Origin of the sequence: Micromonospora sp. RP3T (assembly GCF_003027925.1) — a bacterium.
Lineage (GTDB): Bacteria > Actinomycetota > Actinomycetes > Mycobacteriales > Micromonosporaceae > Micromonospora.
In genome coordinates this window covers 1-15,918 of the sequence record NZ_PYPS01000012.1, presented here as the reverse complement: position 1 = coordinate 15,918, position 15,918 = coordinate 1, and the positions used below count along the sequence as shown (strand labels likewise).

At 73.2% G+C, this 15,918-nt stretch carries 12 protein-coding genes; 8 read left to right on the top strand and 4 right to left on the bottom strand.

Annotated features, from left to right (window positions below; translation table 11 throughout):
* Positions 1-33 precede the first annotated feature (33 nt).
* Positions 34-1,368 carry a PH domain-containing protein gene (locus C8054_RS11945; RefSeq protein ID WP_233219613.1) on the top strand — a complete coding sequence of 445 codons (1,335 nt, stop codon included), beginning with the start codon at positions 34-36 and terminating at the stop codon, positions 1,366-1,368.
* 22 nt (positions 1,369-1,390) lie between these two features.
* Here C8054_RS11945 and C8054_RS11940 read toward each other — a convergent pair whose 3' ends face one another.
* A complete protein-coding gene (locus C8054_RS11940) occupies positions 1,391-2,449 on the bottom strand; it encodes a phosphatase PAP2 family protein (RefSeq protein WP_107156852.1) in 1,059 nt (352 codons plus the stop codon).
* Between the two features lie 115 nt (positions 2,450-2,564).
* Between C8054_RS11940 and C8054_RS11935 the strand changes: the two genes are divergently transcribed.
* Both C8054_RS11935 and C8054_RS11930 read left to right on the top strand, forming a co-directional pair.
* Positions 2,565-2,969 (top strand): thioesterase family protein, encoded by a 405-nt coding sequence (locus C8054_RS11935; protein ID WP_107156851.1) that lies wholly within the window; start codon positions 2,565-2,567, stop codon positions 2,967-2,969.
* A complete protein-coding gene (locus tag C8054_RS11930; RefSeq protein WP_107156850.1) occupies positions 2,966-3,796 on the top strand; it encodes an MBL fold metallo-hydrolase in 831 nt (276 codons plus the stop codon). Before C8054_RS11935 ends, C8054_RS11930 begins: the two co-directional genes overlap by 4 nt.
* A 113-nt stretch (positions 3,797-3,909) precedes the next feature.
* Here the strand turns inward: C8054_RS11930 and C8054_RS11925 are convergent, their stop codons facing one another.
* Positions 3,910-4,356 carry a MarR family winged helix-turn-helix transcriptional regulator gene (locus tag C8054_RS11925; protein ID WP_107156849.1) on the bottom strand — a complete coding sequence of 149 codons (447 nt, stop codon included), beginning with the start codon at positions 4,354-4,356 and terminating at the stop codon, positions 3,910-3,912.
* Positions 4,357-4,436: 80 nt separating this feature from the next.
* Here C8054_RS11925 and C8054_RS11920 point away from each other — a divergent pair, with 80 nt between their 5' ends.
* Positions 4,437-5,660: a multidrug effflux MFS transporter gene (locus tag C8054_RS11920; protein ID WP_107156848.1), complete on the top strand. Its 1,224-nt coding sequence runs from the start codon at positions 4,437-4,439 to the stop codon at positions 5,658-5,660.
* A 79-nt stretch (positions 5,661-5,739) separates the two neighbouring features.
* Here C8054_RS11920 and C8054_RS11915 read toward each other — a convergent pair whose 3' ends face one another.
* The gene (locus C8054_RS11915) at positions 5,740-6,669 is read right to left on the bottom strand and encodes a carbohydrate kinase (RefSeq protein ID WP_107156847.1); all 930 of its coding nucleotides are present in this window, start codon (positions 6,667-6,669) and stop codon (positions 5,740-5,742) included.
* Between the two features lie 323 nt (positions 6,670-6,992).
* Between C8054_RS11915 and C8054_RS11910 the strand changes: the two genes are divergently transcribed.
* Positions 6,993-8,108 (top strand): lytic polysaccharide monooxygenase, encoded by a 1,116-nt coding sequence (locus C8054_RS11910; RefSeq protein ID WP_199199717.1) that lies wholly within the window; start codon positions 6,993-6,995, stop codon positions 8,106-8,108.
* A gap of 57 nt (positions 8,109-8,165) precedes the next feature.
* On the opposite strand, the gene asnB is transcribed toward C8054_RS11910, so the two are convergent.
* Positions 8,166-10,127: an asparagine synthase (glutamine-hydrolyzing) gene (asnB, locus tag C8054_RS11905; protein WP_107156845.1), complete on the bottom strand. Its 1,962-nt coding sequence runs from the start codon at positions 10,125-10,127 to the stop codon at positions 8,166-8,168.
* Positions 10,128-10,240: 113 nt separating this feature from the next.
* Between asnB and C8054_RS11900 the strand changes: the two genes are divergently transcribed.
* The 3 genes from C8054_RS11900 to C8054_RS11890 all read left to right on the top strand — a co-directional run.
* Positions 10,241-11,716: an aminopeptidase P family protein gene (locus tag C8054_RS11900; protein WP_107156844.1), complete on the top strand. Its 1,476-nt coding sequence runs from the start codon at positions 10,241-10,243 to the stop codon at positions 11,714-11,716.
* Between the two features lie 236 nt (positions 11,717-11,952).
* Complete coding sequence (locus C8054_RS11895) at positions 11,953-13,590, top strand: hypothetical protein (protein ID WP_107156843.1); 1,638 nt, start codon at positions 11,953-11,955, stop codon at positions 13,588-13,590.
* Between the two features lie 320 nt (positions 13,591-13,910).
* The coding region (locus C8054_RS11890; RefSeq protein ID WP_107156842.1) for a hypothetical protein at positions 13,911-15,918 on the top strand (2,008 nt) is incomplete at its 3' end.

The following is a 15,918-nucleotide window of genomic DNA, read 5'->3' as shown; positions in this document are numbered from 1 at the left end:
CCGCAGCCGGTGCCGCCGCCTCCGGGAGCGTGGGTGCCGGCGCCGTGGGGGCCGCCGGGCGAGACGGAGCCGCGCCAGCGCCTGCACCCGTTGAGTCCCGCGCTGCACGGCGCGAAGTCGCTGGTCGTGGTGATCGCCGGGCTCTCCTGGTCGACCCTGTCCCGGGTCGGGTTCGGCTGGTTCGCCGTGCTGGTCGCGGTCTTCGTCCTCGGCGCCACCGTGCTGTCCGTGGTGAGCTGGTGGAACACCGGTTACCACGTGGTCGGCCGGGAGCTGCGGGTGTACGAGGGGCTGCTGTGGCGGCGTACCCGGGCCATCCCGCTGGAGCGGTTGCAGGCGGTGGAGGTGGTCCGGCCGCTGCTGGCCCAGCTCACCGGGCTGGCGGAGCTGCGGCTGGAGGTGGTCGGCGGCGGCAAGACCGAGGCGCCGCTGGCGTACCTCGGGGTGGCCGAGGCCGCCGCGCTGCGCCAGCGGCTGCTGGCCGTGGCCGGCCGCGCCCCGGCGTCCGCGCCGGCCACGGTCGGCGCGCCGCCCACGCCCGCCCCGGCCGGCCGGCGGCTGCACGCCGTACGCAATCAGGATCTGCTGGTCAGCCAGTTGCTCACGCCGCAGGCGTTCCTGCTGCCGTTCGGCGTGGCGTTCGTGGTGGCGCAGTTCCTGTCCGAGGGTTCCTGGTCGTTCATCGCGGTGGCCAGCACGCTGACCGCGATGGCCGGCGTGCTGCTGCAACCGGTCCGGCGGGTGCTCGACGACTGGAGCTTCCGGCTGGACGCCGACGGCGACACGCTCCGGGTGCACAACGGGCTGCTGGAGACGCGGGTGCAGACCGTGCCGCTGCACCGGGTACAGACCGTCGGGGTGACCTGGCCGCTGCTCTGGCGGATGAAGGGCTGGTTGCGGCTGCGGCTGGAGGTGGCCGGCTACTCGGCCGGCGAGCCGGACGACCGGAACCGCCCGGACCGGCTGCTGCCGGTCGGCGACGCCGGCACCGGCGGGCGGGTGGTGGCGGAGGTGCTGCCCGGCGTGCGGCTGGACGCGCTGCCCGGCACGCCGCCGCCGCGCCGGGCCCGCTGGCTGCGCCCGCTGAGTCGGGCCGTGGTCGGCGTCGGGCTCGACGAACGGGTCTTCGTGGCCCGGTCCGGGTTGCTGACGCGCTCGGTGACGCTGGTGCCGTACGCCCGGATCCAGAGCGTGCGGGTCACCCAGGGGCCGGCGCAGCGCCGGCTGCGGCTGGCCACCGTGCACGCGGACACCGCGGGTGGGGCGGGCGCGGCGGCGGTCGACCGGGATCTGGCCGACGCGTGGGAGCTGGCCGCGGAGCTGACCGCGCGGGCGCAGGCCGCGCGGGCGGCCGACCGGAGCCGCTGACCCGGCGCCGCCCGGGGCCGGGTCAGCGGCGGTCGGCGGGCACCGCGTCCTGGTCGGCGGTGAGCGTGGTGTCCGGGCCGGCGGCCGGCGCGGTGACACCGGTCATGGCGGCCGGCGTCGCGTCCCGGCGGGCCTGTCGCGCCCGCCACCAGCGTTCGGCCAGGCCGACCACGAGGAACGTCATCCCCACGTACGCCCAGCCGACCAGCACGTCGATCAGGTAGTGCTCGCCGCTGTACATCAGCGTGAACGTCATGGCCAGCGGGTACGCCAGCAGCAGCGGCCACCACCGCTTGCGCACCGAACGGAGGAAGAACAGCACCACGAACAGCGCGAACGCGGTGTGCAGCGACGGCATGGCGGCCACCGGGTTGGAGGCGATCTGCCCGGCGTTGAGCAGGTTGCCCGCGCCGTGCATGCCGATCTCCTTCCAGCCCCGGGTGGAGATCCGGGCCACCTCGGTCAGCAGCCCGTTCTGGGCCGCCCACCACGGCGGGGCGGCCGGGTAGACGAAGTAGGTGACCAGCCCGGCCGCGCACAGGAAGCCCCACCGGGCCATGTACCCGATCCAGCGCTGCCGGTTGCGCATCCAGAGCACCGCGGCGGCGGCCAGCGTGGCCACGAAGTGCGAGAAGTAGACCCAGCTCACCAGCACGTCCCACCAGCGCACCTGGCTCGGGTCGTAGAGGTGCTGCTGGAGCCAGACGGTCGGCACCTCGCCGCCGGTGGCCCATCCGGTCAGGAACCGGTCGGCGACGATCAGCTCCATGGCGTGCGGGGTCGCGCCGTTGTCGGCGAACCCGCGGGACAGGTTGTACGCGGCGAGCAGCAGCACCACCGGGATCCAGTCCCGGGCGAAGCGCAGGTGGCTGCGCCACGGCCGGTTCGAGTTCCACGCGACGGTGCCGGCCCAGATCCACAGGAACGCGTACGCCGGGTCGGTGGGCAGGCCGATGGCAAGCCAGGCGGCCACGAAGGCGACGCCCCAGACGGCCATCGCGAGCACGCGACGGCGTCCGCCGTCGAGGGACGCGGTCGGTCCGGCGGGGGCGGGGGGCGGAGGATCTGTCAGCACGGCCATCGCCGACAAGGTTAACGGCGGGCGGCCGGACGGCCGACGCCGACCGTCCGGGGAACGGCCCGGCGGCCACCCGGACGCGGTACGGTCCCGACCGCGCTGCACTAGGCTCGGCCGCATGCAGGAGCAGCCGGAGTCGCCCTTCGCACCGGGCCTGACCGCCCACGTCGAGCTGACCGTGACGGACGCGGACACCGCCGAGGCGGTGGGTTCGGGGGACGTGCCGGTGCTCGGCACGCCCCGGGTGGTGGCGCTGGCCGAGGCGGCGACAGTGGCGGCCGTCGCGGCCCGGCTGCCGGCCGGGTCGACAACGGTCGGCGTCCGGGTCGAGCTGGAGCACCGGACGGCCACCCCGGTCGGGCGGACCGTGTCCGCGCGCGCCGAGCTGGTGAAGGTGGACGGCCGCCGGCTGGTCTTCGAGGTGACCGTCACGGACGGGCCCGCGGTTGCCGCGCAGGGGCGGGTGGAGCGGGCACTCGTCGACCGGCGGCGCTTCGTCGAGCGGGCCGGGCGCGCGTCGTGACCGTCCGCTTCACCGAGATCGCCGCCGGTGTGCACCTGCTGGGCGAGCCGCTGCTGCGGGTCAACGTGGTGCTGGTGGTCGGCGACGGCGCCGCGCTGCTGGTGGACACGCTTTCCACCGCCGGGCAGGCGCGGGAGCTGGCGTCGGCCGCCCGGGCGGTGACGCCGCACCCGTGGACGATCGTCAACACCCATCACCACTTCGACCACTGCTTCGGCAACGTCACCCTGGCCGCCGAGCCGGGCACCGAGGTGTACGCGCACGCCCAGGCCGTCGCGGCGTTGCGCGACCAGCCCGACGCGCTGCGCCGGGCGGCGTACGAGGAGATGCGCGCCGAGCAGCCGGCGTTGGCCGAGGAGCTGGCGCGCACCGAGCTGCGGCCGCCGACGCACGAGGTCCGCGAGGAGACGGTGCTGGACGTCGGCGGGCGGCGGGTGGTGCTGCGCCATCCCGGGCACGGGCACACCGACGCCGATCTGGTGGTGCACGTGCCGGACGCGGACGTGCTGGTGGCGGGCGACCTGGTGGAGCAGAGCGGGCCGCCGGCGTTCGAGGAGTCGTACCCGTTGCAGTGGCCGGACGCGGTGGCCGACCTGCTGCGGCTGACCACGCCGGCCACGGTGGTGGTGCCGGGTCACGGTGAGCCGGTGGACGTGGCGTTCGTGCGCGAGCAGCACGCCCAGCTCGCCCGGCAGGCGTGGCTGATCCGGGCCGGTCACACCGGCAGCGCCCCGCCGGAGCGGGTGGCGGCGGAGTCGCCGTTCGGTGCCCGGCCCGGTCTGATCGCGGCCCGGCGCGGCTACGCCGAACTCGACGGCACGGCCTGACCGCCGCCCGGCGCGACCACGTCGAACCCGCCGGCACGGCCTGACCGCCGCCCGGCGCGAACCCGCCGAACCGCCGGCATGGCCGGAGCCGGTCCGCCGGTCCCGGTCCCCGGTCAGGGGCGGGCGCGCAGCGCGGTGAGCAGCGCGTCGAGGTGCGGGGCGGCGGCCAGGACGGCGGCCCGGGCCACCGGGTCCAGCTCGGCGAGCGCCTCGGCGAGCAGCGCGGCGCGGTGGACCTCGTGGTCGGCCATCCGCCGGCGGGCGGCCTCGGTGAGGCGCAGTCGGACCACCCGGCGGTCGGCGGGGTCGCGATCGCGGACCAGCAGCCCGGCGTCGGTGAGGTCGCGGACCAGGGTGCTGACCGTGTTCGGCGCGGTGCCGAGCCGCCGGGCCACCTCCTTGCCGCTGATCCCCGGCGTGGCCCGGACCAGCAGGAGCACCTCCACCTGCGCCTCGGGCAGCGGCTCCCGGTCGGCGCGGGCGACGGTCCGGCGGCGCAGCAGCCGGTGCAGCTCGCCCAGCCCCGCGCCGAAACGCGCGATCTCCTCGTCGCCCGCCACCGGGTCACCTGCTTCACATCGCAACAGTTCTGAATACAGAGATAAGGTAACCCGGACCACCGGATCCAGGGGGACCTCTCGTGCGCCAGACCGTGCGGACCGCCGCGCGCCCACCCGTCGACCGACCCGCCGGACGGGGCGGCGGCGTGAGCCTGCTGGTGCTGCTCGGCACGCTCACCGCGATCGGCCCGCTCTCGCTGGACATGTACCTCCCGGCGTTCCCGGCGATGACCCGCGAACTCGACGCCGACCAGGCCGGTATCCAGCTCTCGTTGACCACCTGCCTGATCGGCCTGGCACTGGGTCAACTGGTCACCGGCCCGCTCAGCGACCGCTGGGGGCGACGCCGGCCGGTCCTGGTCGGCGTCATCGCGTACGCCGTGCTGGCGCTGGCCTGCGCCGCGGCGCCGAGCGCCCCGCTGCTGGCCGCCGCGCGGTTCGCCCAGGGGCTGGCCGGCGGCACGGGCATCGTGGTGGCCCGCGCGGTCGTCCGTGACCTCTACGCCGGTCGTGACGCCGCGAAGTACTTCTCCCGGCTCACCCTGGTCTTCGGGGTGGCGCCGGTGGCCGCGCCGGGCGTCGGCAGCCTGGTGCTCCGGTTCGGCTCCTGGCGGGCGGTCTTCCTCACCCTGGCCGTCATCGGGGCGGTGCTCGCCGTGGCGGTCGCGCTGCGCCTGCCGGAGACGCTGCCGGCCGAGCGCCGCAGCACCGGCGGCCTCGCCGCCACCGCGCGGACCATGCGGGCGCTGGCCGGCGACCGGGTCTACCTCGGGTACGCGCTCACCCAGGGCTTCGCGTTCGCCGGCCTGTTCGCGTACATCTCGGGGTCGTCGTTCGTGTTCCAGGAGGTCTTCGGCGTCTCGGCGGTCGGGTTCGCCGTGGTCTTCGGCGTCAACTCGCTCGCGCTGATCGCCACCGGGCAGGCGAACGCCCGGCTGCTCGACCGGTTCAGCCCGCGCCGGCTGCTGGTCACCACGCTCGCGGTCAGCCTGGTCGCCGCGCTCGGCGTGCTGACCGGCGCGCTCACCGGCAGCCTCGCCGGCACCGCGGTGGCGCTGTTCGTGTTCGTCGGCTCGCTGGGCATGGTGATGCCGAACAGCACCGCGCTGGCGCTGGACGCGCACGCCCGGCACGCCGGCACCGCCGCCGCGCTGATGGGCGGCATCCAGTCGGTGGTCGGCGCGCTCGCCGCGCCCCTGGTCGGTCTCGGTGGCGAGGGCAGCGCCCTCCCGATGGCCGTGGTCCTGACCGGCGCCGCCGCGCTCGCCCTGCTCGCCGTCCGCACGCTCGCCCGCCCCCGCTGACCCCCGACGCCGGCGCCCCACGCCGTTGTTAAGAGGGGCCCCCTCCTATACCGAATGCGTTAAGAAGGGGCCCCGCCTTTCACGCGAAGCGGGTGGTGACGGCGGCGCGGGTGGGCATGGCGGTGGCGCCGCCGGGGGACTCGCAGACCACGGCGGCGACGCGCAGGGCGAACGCGACGCGGTCCCGCCAGCCCCGCGCGTCGGCCGGCTCGCCGGCGGCGAGCAGCTCCGCCACCAGCGCGCCCATCACCGAGTCACCGGCGCCGGTGGCGTCCACCGCGTCGACGGTCGGCGCGGGCACGCGTACCACGTCGTCGGCGGCGGCGACCAGCGCGCCGTCCGCGCCGAGCGTGACCACGACGGTGGCCGCGCCCAGTTCCCGCAGGTACGCGGCGACGCCCTCGACCGGCTCGTCCGGGTAGAGCACCCGGGCGTCCGCGCTGCTCAGCTTCACCAGGTGCGCCGCGGCGGCGAACTCGGCGACCACCCCGCGCAGCCCGTCCAGCGCGCCGGGCGCGGTGAGCAGGCTCGGGCGCACGTTCGGGTCGAACACGCGCAGCCCGCCGGCGATCGACCAGGCCCGACGCGCGGCGGCCAGCACCGGCGGGTCGAGCAGCACGATCGAGCCGCAGTAGAGCACGTCCGCGCCCTCGACCAGAGCCACGTCGAGGTCGTCCGGGCCGAGCAGGGCGTACGAGCGCGGCTCGCCGTAGAAGCGGAACTCCGGCTCGGGGCCGGCGAAGGTGGCCACGGCCAGCGCGGTCGGGGCCGGCACGGTCACCGCGCCGGCCACGCCCACCCCGGCGTCGGTGAGGAAGGCGCGGACCCGGCCGGCGAGCGCGTCGTCGCCGAGCGACCCGACGAACTGCACGTCCCCGCCGAGCCGGGCGATCGCCACCGACACGTTGAGCGGCCCGCCGCCGACCGCCTGCCGGTAGACGTGCACCCCGTCGTGCTCGGCGTCGAGCAGGTCGACGAGCGCCTCGCCGAGCACCACCGCGTACCCCATGCTGGCTCCTCCCGGTTGTCCTCCCCCGATCCTGGCGCATGCCCGGAACCGGCGCGACGGAACCCCGGCGCATCGACAAGCGGCTATTGCGTGCGGCGGTCGGACGTGATGGGATGGCGCTGACGGGAGGGCGCGGTGGGCTGCCGCGCCGCCGGGTCGAGCCGACGCGAGGGGCATCCGCGGTCCGTGACACGGACCGCAGGCAGTGCGCGTTCCCCGACGGCCCCGGCCGCACGCCGACCGCCGGGCGCGGGCACCGCGATCGTCGCATCCGCTCGTCGCAGCGGGGCAGGCCGAGGGTGGGCCGCTCCGCGAGTCAGGAGATCCCCGTGCACCGATCCCGTACGGCCGCGCTCGTCACCGCGGCCCTCACCCTGGCCGTGGGCGCCTTCGCCCTGGCCAGCGGGCCCGACCCGGCCGCCGCGCACGGCGCGGCGATGACGCCGGGCGCCCGCACCTACCTGTGCTGGAAGGACGGCCTCACCGGCACCGGTGAGATCCGGCCGAACAACCCCGCCTGCTCGGCGGCGGTCGCCCAGAACGGGGCGAACTCGCTCTACAACTGGTTCAGCGTGCTGCGCTCCGACGCCGGCGGCCGGACCACCGGGTTCATCCCCGACGGCAAGCTGTGCAGCGGCGGCAACCCGAACTTCAGCGGCTACGACGCGGCCCGCAACGACTGGCCGGTCACGCACCTGACGGCCGGGCGGTCGATGGAGTTCCGCTACAGCAACTGGGCGCACCACCCGGGCACGTTCTACTTCTACGTCACCAAGGACAGCTGGAGCCCGACCCGGGCGCTGGCCTGGAGCGACCTGGAGGAGCAGCCGTTCCTGCAGGTGACCAACCCGCCGCAGAGCGGCGCGGTCGGCACCAACGACGGGCACTACTACTTCAACGGCACGCTGCCGAGCAACAAGAGCGGCCGGCACATCATCTACTCGCGGTGGGTCCGCTCGGACAGCCAGGAGAACTTCTTCGGCTGCTCGGACGTGACGTTCGACGGCGGCAACGGCGAGGTGACCGGCATCGGCTCGGGCAACAACCCGACCCCGACCCCGACCAACCCGACGCCGACGCCCACCAGCCCGACGCCGACGCCGACCGGTCCCACGCCGACGCCGACCATGCCGGCCGGCAACTGCATGGCGGTCTACAAGGTGGTCAGCGCCTGGGGCGGTGGCTTCCAGGGCGAGGTCATGATCATGAACCACAGCACCCGCACCTACAGCGGGTGGACCGCGAGCTGGACCTGGCCCAGCGGTCAGACCATCAACCAGGTGTGGAACGGCACGTTGAGCGGAAGCGGGTCGTCGGTGACGGTCACCAACGCCGCGTACAACGGCAGTGTCGCGCCGGAGGGCACCACCACGTTCGGCTTCACCGCTAACGTCTCGGGCCAGAACACCCTGCCCACTGTCACCTGCACCGGCCGGTGACACCGCGGTAGCGAAGGGCCCCCGGCAGCGCGCCGGGGGCCCTTCGACACGGCTGGATCAGCGGACCATGCTGCCCACGACCGGCTTGGTGAGCAGCGCCGACTGGTTGCGCTGGATGCCCGGGTCGAGCGTCTTCGCCACGAAGATCGCGTGCCAGACGCAGAAGATCAGCACGGTCCACACCTTGCGGGAGTGGTCGGCCTCCTCCCGCTTGTGCTCGTCGAGCAGGCGCATCGCGTACGACAGGTCGATCAGGTCGCCGGCGCCGGAGGTGGCCAGCACGTGCCGGGCCCACTCGTACATCTCGCCGCGCAGCCAGACCCGGGTCGGGGTCGGGAAGCCCAGCTTCTTGCGGTTGACGATGGCCGGCGGCACGACGCCTTGCAACGCCTGGCGCATGGCGTACTTGGTGGCCTCGGAGCGCGGCGGCAGCTTCAGGTCGACCGGGATGCCGGCGGCGACGTTGAACACCTCCCGGTCCAGGAACGGCACCCGGACCTCCAGCGAGTGCGCCATCGAGATCCGGTCCGCCTTGACCAGGATGTCACCGCGCAGCCAGGTGTAGAGGTCGACGTACTGCATCTTGGTGACGTCGTCCAGCTCGGTGCACTCGGCGTAGATCGGCGCGGTCACGTCGGTGTAGCGCACCGACGGGTCGTAGCGGCGCAGCAGGTGCTGCTTCTCCTCCTCGGTGAACATCCGGGCGTTGCCGTAGTAGCGCTGCTCGATCGGCGTGGTGCCGCGCTCCAGGAAGCTCTTGCCCTTGACGCCCTGCGGGATGGCCTTGGAGACGGCCCGCAGGCCCTTCTGCACGCCGTCCGGCAGACCGTTCACCGAGCTGAGCGAGAGCGGTTCCCGATAGATCGTGTAGCCGCCGAAGAACTCGTCCGCGCCCTCGCCGGAGAGCACCACCGTGACGTGCTCGGCGGCCTTCTTCGCCACGAAGTAGAGCGGCACCAGGGCCGGGTCGGCGACCGGGTCGTCGAGGTGCCAGACGATCTTCGGCAACGCGTCGATCATGTCCTGCGGCCCGATCTTGGTCGGGATGGTGGTCACGTCGAGGTGCCGGGCCGATTCCTGGGCCACGTCGATCTCGGAGTAGCCGGGCACGTCGTACCCGACCGTGAAGGTGAGGATGTTCGGGTTGAACTCGCGGGCCAGCGCCACCACGGCGGTGGAGTCGATGCCGCTGGACAGGAACGAGCCGACCGGCACGTCCGAGCGCATGTGCATCCGGACGCTCTCCCGCAGCGTCTCCCGGATCTCGTGGTAGAGCTTCTGCTCGTCGGCGACCGGGGCCGGGCGGAACACCGGCCGGTACCAGCGGCGCACGTCGATCCGACCGTCCGGGGTCCAGGTGAGGTACTCCCCCGACCCGATCCGGCTGATCCCCTTGTGCAGCGTGCCCGGCTCGGGGACGTACTGGAGGGTCAGGTAGTGGCTGAGGTTCGCCGTGTCGATCCCGGCGTCGCCCTGGTACGCGGAGTGCGCGAACGGCAGCAGCGCCTTCTTCTCCGAGGCGAGGTAGAGACCGTCGGCGGTCTGGAGGTAGTGCAGCGGCTTGATGCCGAAGTAGTCGCGGGCGCCGAAGGCCCGCCGCTCCTGCCGGTCCCAGATCACGAACGCGAACATGCCGCGCAGCTTGGTGAGCACCCGCTCACCCCAGTAGTGGTAGCCGGCGACGATCACCTCGCCGTCGCCGTTGGTGGCGAACTGGGCGCCGTAGTCGCGGATCAGCTCGTCGCGCAGCTCGATGTAGTTGTAGATCTCGCCGTTGAACGTGAGCAGGTAACGACCGCCCGCGTAGGGCAGGGGTTCGTGGCTGAGCGCCACGTCGATGATCGCCAGCCGCTTGTGCGCGAACACACCGTCCGCGTACCGGCCGGAGGCGTCGCCGACCACCTCGACCCCGGTCTCGTCCGGGCCACGGTGGTGCAGGCACTCCAGTGCGCCGGCGATGTGGTCGCGGTGGGCGGCGGCGTCACCGCGCGCGCTGAAGAAGGCCAGGAGTCCGCACATGACGGCCATCTTTCCACGCGCCGGAAGCCGCCGTCGCGGCACCGCAGGCACTCCCCGCTGACGTGTGCGCGGTACCGTCGGGACCAGCGATGGGGCTCAGGGAGGGGCGGATCATGACCGAGGAGCGGACGCAACAGGGCAAAGCGGCGGACGGCACGGAGTCGCACGACCCCGACTTCCCGGAGGCGTTCCTGACGTTCATGCGGCAGGGCTGGCGGGACACCGAACTGTCGGTCACGCCTCGCCCGGAGGTGCCCAACCACGCCAAACGACGGGCCGCGCTGGCCGAGGCGTTCCCGGGCGAGACGCTGGTCATCCCCACCGGCACCGAGAAGGTCCGCGCCAACGACACCGAGCACCGGTTCCGGCCGGGCAGCGACTTCGCGTACCTGACCGGCGATCTGGAGCCCGACAGCGTCCTCGTGCTGCGGCCGGGCGGCGAGGCCACGCTCTACATGCGGCCCCGGTCGTCCCGGGTGACCGACGAGTTCTTCCGCAGCCGCCACGGTGAGCTGTGGGTGGGTCGCCGGCCGACGCTGCGCGAGAAGTCGACCGAGCTGGGCCTGCCGACCGCCGACCTGAGCGAGCTGGACGCGGCGCTGGCCGAGCTGGCCCCCGGGCGCACCCGGGTGCTGCGCGGCTTCGACGCCCGGGTGGACGCCGCCGTGCGCCGGTACGACGGCGCGCGCGCCGAGGGCCAGCCGGGCCGCGACCGGGAGCTGGCCATCACGATCTCCGAGCTGAAGCTGGTCAAGGACGAGTGGGAGATCGCGCAGCTCCAGGAGGCGTGCGACGCCACGGTGCACGGCTTCGAGGACGTGGCCCGCGCGCTGCCGGCCGACCGGCCGATCTCCGAACGACTGCTGGAGGGGCTGTTCGCGCTCCGGGCCCGGCACGACGGCAACGACGTCGGCTACGGCTCGATCGTCGGGGCCGGCGAGCACGCCACGATCCTGCACTGGGTGCACAACCACGGCGCCACCCGCCCGGGTGACCTGCTGCTGATGGACATGGGCGTGGAGAACCGCAACCTCTACACCGCCGACGTCACCCGGGTGCTGCCGGTCGACGGCCGGTTCACGCCGCTGCAACGTCAGGTCTACGACGCGGTCCACGCCGCCCAGCAGGCCGGCATCGACATGTGCAAGCCGGGGGTGGGGTTCCGCGACGTCCACCTGGCGTCGATGCGGGTGCTCGCCGAGGCGCTCAAGGACCTGGGACTGCTGCCGGTGAGCGTGGACGAGGCGATGGATCCGGCCTCGACGGTCTACCGCCGCTGGACGCTGCACGGCACCAGCCACATGCTCGGCATCGACGTGCACGACTGCGCGAACGCGCGCAAGGAGACGTACCGCGACGGGCCGCTCGGCGAGGGGTACGTGCTCACCGTCGAGCCCGGTCTCTACTTCCAGCCGGAGGACGAGCTGGTCCCCGAGGAGCTGCGCGGCATCGGCATCCGGATCGAGGACGACATCCTGGTCACCGCCGACGGCCCGGTGAACCTCTCGGCCGGGCTGCCGCGTGCCTCCGGCGAGGTGGAGACCTGGCTGGCCGAGCAGCGCGAGGCGGGCCCGCGCCTGCCGGGCTGACCCCGTCGACCGTTCGTTTCCTCGGCCCCGTGACGCCTGCCGCGTCGCGGGGCCGATGCCGTTGGCGGCACAGCCGTGCCTCAACGCCCTTTATGCGGGCTTTCTTCGGATAAGCGCTCCTCGCGAGGATCTCTCTCCTACGGTGTCGTTCAGGGGCTGCAACCGTTTTGCGGCCGTTCGTACGGCTCATGGCGGTACGACCCGTTCGAGGAGACACCGGAGGGTGGAGGGCGCGCATGTCCGAGGACGTAACGGCACCCGACGGCGGGACGCCGATCGTGGCCCCGCCGGCGAACAGGCGGCGGGCACTCTGGGTCGCCACCGGCGTGGCCGGGCTGACCGGGGTCGTCGGGCTGGCGGCGCTGGGTGGCCTCGCCGCCCGCAACGACAGGGCCGGCGATCCGGAACGGGTGGCGGAGAACCGCCCCGCCGCACCGCAGGATGCCGGCGACCACTCGCCCGCCGCCGACCCGAAGAGTCCGAACGGGCCCGACGGGGAGGGTCGGGCCCGAACCGAGTGGGGCGGCGGGAGCGAGCACGGCACGGCCCGCGAGGTTCCCTGCGACGACGACGCGCTGGTCGACGCGCTCGAACTGACCAACCGCGACCACGGCGGCACCCTCACGCTCGCCAAGAACTGCACCTACGAACTCGGCGTCCAGGACCGCAAGGTCGGCGGCGGCCTGCCAAGGATCACCCAGGACGTCACCATCAAGGGCAACGGCGCCACCATCACCCGCGACGCCGAGGACACCTTCCGCATCTTCCGCGTCGCCGCCGGCGGCCACCTCACCCTTGAGGACCTGACCGTCTCCGGCGGAAACGCCTCGGTGTCCGCGTACCCGGGTCGACCGGCGACGACGGGCCCGGCGGACACGGTCGGAGACAGGGGTGCCGGTGCCGGCGGGGCGCTGCTGGTCGAGCGCGGCGGCAAGGCCCACCTTCGGCGGGTCGATCTCACCCGCAACAACGCCGAGCGCGACGGCGGCGCGGTGGCCAACTTCGGCCGGGTCTGGCTCACCGACAGCACGGTCCGGCGCAACCACGCGCGGGGCGACGGTGGCGGCGTCTTCAACCGGGGCCTCCTCACCATCGAGAAGTCCCGGGTCGACGACAACACCGCTGCCGGCAGCGGCGGCGGCGTCGCCAACGGCAACGACGTCGGCGGGCGGCACGGTACGGGCCGCACCGCGACGCCGACCGGTCCCGGCCGCGACCGCGGCGTCGTGGAGATCGCCGGGGCGTGGGACGGCAAGGCGGGCGCGGGCTCCTCGTTGTCGGACAACCGCGCCGGCAGGCACGGTGGCGGCCTGTTCAGCAGCGGCGGCCACGTCACCGTCTCCTTCACCCACATCACCGGCAACACCGCCTGCGAGAACGGCGGCGGCAGCTACGCCGAGAACACCGACCTCGACCTCGACAAGGTCGTCGTCGCCGACAACCACGCCGACGGCGACGGCGGCGGCCTCCTGGCCACCGGCGGTGCCGCCACGATCACCGACAGCGTCGTCGTCGACAACACCGCCAACCGCTTCGGCGGCGGCATCTACAACGGCGAGTGGCTCGTCAAGATCGAAGACGGCTTCCTCACCCGCGACCACGACGAGGACGACAACGCCGCCCTCACCCTGCGCGACACCGTCATCAAGGGCAACACCGCCCTCAACGGCGGCGGCATCTTCAACAACAAGGCCACCATCACCCTGACCAAGACCCACGTCACCAAGAACACCGCCACCGACACCGGCAAGCTGCACCGCGTCGCCGGCGGCATCCTCAACAACGAAGGACACGTCACGCTCGACGACGAGTCCCTCATCAGCGACAACGACCCCACCAACTGCGCCAACACCGTCAAGGACTGCTTCACCTGATCGCACCACCACATAACCGGGAGCCCTCCTTCCGCCCCGACCGGCGGAAGGAGGGCCACCAACCCGCGCACCCGCCCGGCGGTCGGCCACGTCGGGGCGAACGGAGTCGAACGACCTTGTGGGCACCATCGGGTCATCCCGACCCCGGTGCGTCAGCCCGCCCCACCCGCACCCTTATGCGGGTTTTTTTCGTATCTGGCCACGAGGCGAACAAAGCTCTCATAAGTTCGTCTTCAGCAGCTACAACCGATTTGTAGCGAAGGCCGCCTCGCCGTGGCGAAGCGACCTTGTCAGGTACAAGGAGAGGGCAGAGAGCTCCGATGTCCAACTACCTTCGCAATAACAATGACGCCACCAACCGCGAGACCAGTTCCCCGCTCCGGCGCCGCCGGCTGTGGCTCGCCACCGGCGTCGTGGGCCTGACCGGAGCGGTCAGCCTCGCCGGCGTTGCCTACGCGACCACCGGGGTGACCGGTCCGCACCGGCTCGCCGACGTGAAGTGGTCGACCGCGCAGCAGCTCAGCGACGGTGACCACGGCGACGAGGCCACCGGGGACGAGTACGGCAAGGACGAGCACGGCAAGGACGGCAAGGACGAGCACGGCCAGGAGGGCCGGGACCGGGGCGAGTGGGGCCAGGACCGCGGCGAGTGGGGCGGCGAGGGCGACCACGGCAAGGCCCGTGAGGTTCCCTGCGACGACGACGCCCTGGTCGACGCGCTCGAACTGACCAACCGCGACCACGGCGGCACCCTCAAGCTCGCCGAGAACTGCACCTACGAACTCGGCGTCAAGGACCGCAAGGTCGGCGGCGGCCTGCCCGAGATCACCCAGGACGTCACCATCAAGGGCAACGGCGCCACCATCAAGCGCGACGCCGAGGACGCCTTCCGCATCTTCCGCGTCGCCGACGGCGGCCACCTCACGCTCAAGGACCTGACCGTCAAGGGCGGGAACGCGTCCGGGTTCAAGTACCCGGGCGGCCCGGCGTCGGTGGCGCCCTCGGCGGCGAACGGCACGGCGATCCTGCCGGCCCCCGTCGCCCCGGCGCAGCCGGCGGTCGCGGGCGCGTCGGCCGCCACCGCGGCCCAGTCCGCCACCGCACCGGCGCAGCCCGCTCCGGTGGCGGCGCCGGTGGCACCGGCGCAGGCCACGACCGCGTCCGTCACCGCGCCGGCCCAGGCCGCCACCGCCGGAGCGGCCCAGGCCGCACCGGTTGCGGCCCAGGCCGCCACCACCACGGCGACCGCGACCACGGTCTCGGGCCCGGCCGACGAGGAGGAGAAGCGGAACGAGGGTGACGGCGGCGCGCTGCTGGTCGAGCGCGGCGGCAGCGCCCACCTGGCCAACGTCAAGCTCACCGACAACAACGCCGAGCACAACGGCGGCGCGGTGGCCAACTACGGCCGGGTGTGGCTGGAGGACAGCAAGGTCGTCGACAACCACGCCCAGGGCGACGGCGGCGGCGTCTTCAACCGCGGCATCCTCAAGGTCGAGGAGACCAAGGTCGACGACAACACCGCCGGCGGCAACGGCGGCGGCATCGCCAACGGCAACGGACTCGCCGGCAAGCACGGCGCCGACGCCGCGGAGCTGAAGAGCTACGTCCCGTCGGGCAAGCACGACGAGGCCGGCACGGTCGAGATCATCGGTTCCGACCACGGCAAGAACGGCGGCAAGGAGGGTGAGAACTCCTCGCTGTCGGACAACCGCGCCGGCAAGAACGGTGGCGGCCTGTTCAGCAGCGGCGGCTACGTCACCGTCTCCTTCACCCACATCACCGGCAACACCGCCTGCGAGAACGGCGGCGGCATCTACGCCGAGAACACCGACCTCGACCTCGACAAGGTCGTCGTCGCCAACAACCACGCCGACGGCGACGGCGGCGGGGTGGTCACCACCGGCGGCAAGCACTGGGGCTACCCCGACACCAAGGACCAGGGCAGCGCCACGATCGCGGACAGCGTCATCGTCGACAACACCGCCAACCGCTTCGGCGGCGGCATCTACAACGGCGAGTGGCTCGTCAAGATCGAAGACGGCTTCCTCACCCGCGACCACGACGAGGACGACAACGCCGCCCTCACCCTGCGCGACACCGTCGTGAAGGGCAACACCGCCCTCAACGGCGGCGGCATCTTCAACAACAAGGCCACCATCACCCTGACCAAGACCCACGTCACCAAGAACACCGCCACCGACACCGGCAAGCTGCACCGCGTCGCCGGCGGCATCCTCAACAACGAAGGACACGTCACGCTCGACGACGAGTCCCTCATCAGCGACAACGACCCCACCAACTGCGCCAACACCGTCAAGGACTGCTTCA

Coding starts and splice junctions, on each gene's coding strand:
- C8054_RS11900 (WP_107156844.1), top strand. CDS start 10,241: ATGACCGAGGAGCGGACGCAACAGGGCAAAGCGGCGGACGGCACGGAG.
- asnB (WP_107156845.1), bottom strand. CDS start 10,127: ATGTGCGGACTCCTGGCCTTCTTCAGCGCGCGCGGTGACGCCGCCGCC.
- C8054_RS11895 (WP_107156843.1), top strand. CDS start 11,953: ATGTCCGAGGACGTAACGGCACCCGACGGCGGGACGCCGATCGTGGCC.
- C8054_RS11935 (WP_107156851.1), top strand. CDS start 2,565: ATGCAGGAGCAGCCGGAGTCGCCCTTCGCACCGGGCCTGACCGCCCAC.
- C8054_RS11940 (WP_107156852.1), bottom strand. CDS start 2,449: ATGGCCGTGCTGACAGATCCTCCGCCCCCCGCCCCCGCCGGACCGACC.
- C8054_RS11915 (WP_107156847.1), bottom strand. CDS start 6,669: ATGGGGTACGCGGTGGTGCTCGGCGAGGCGCTCGTCGACCTGCTCGAC.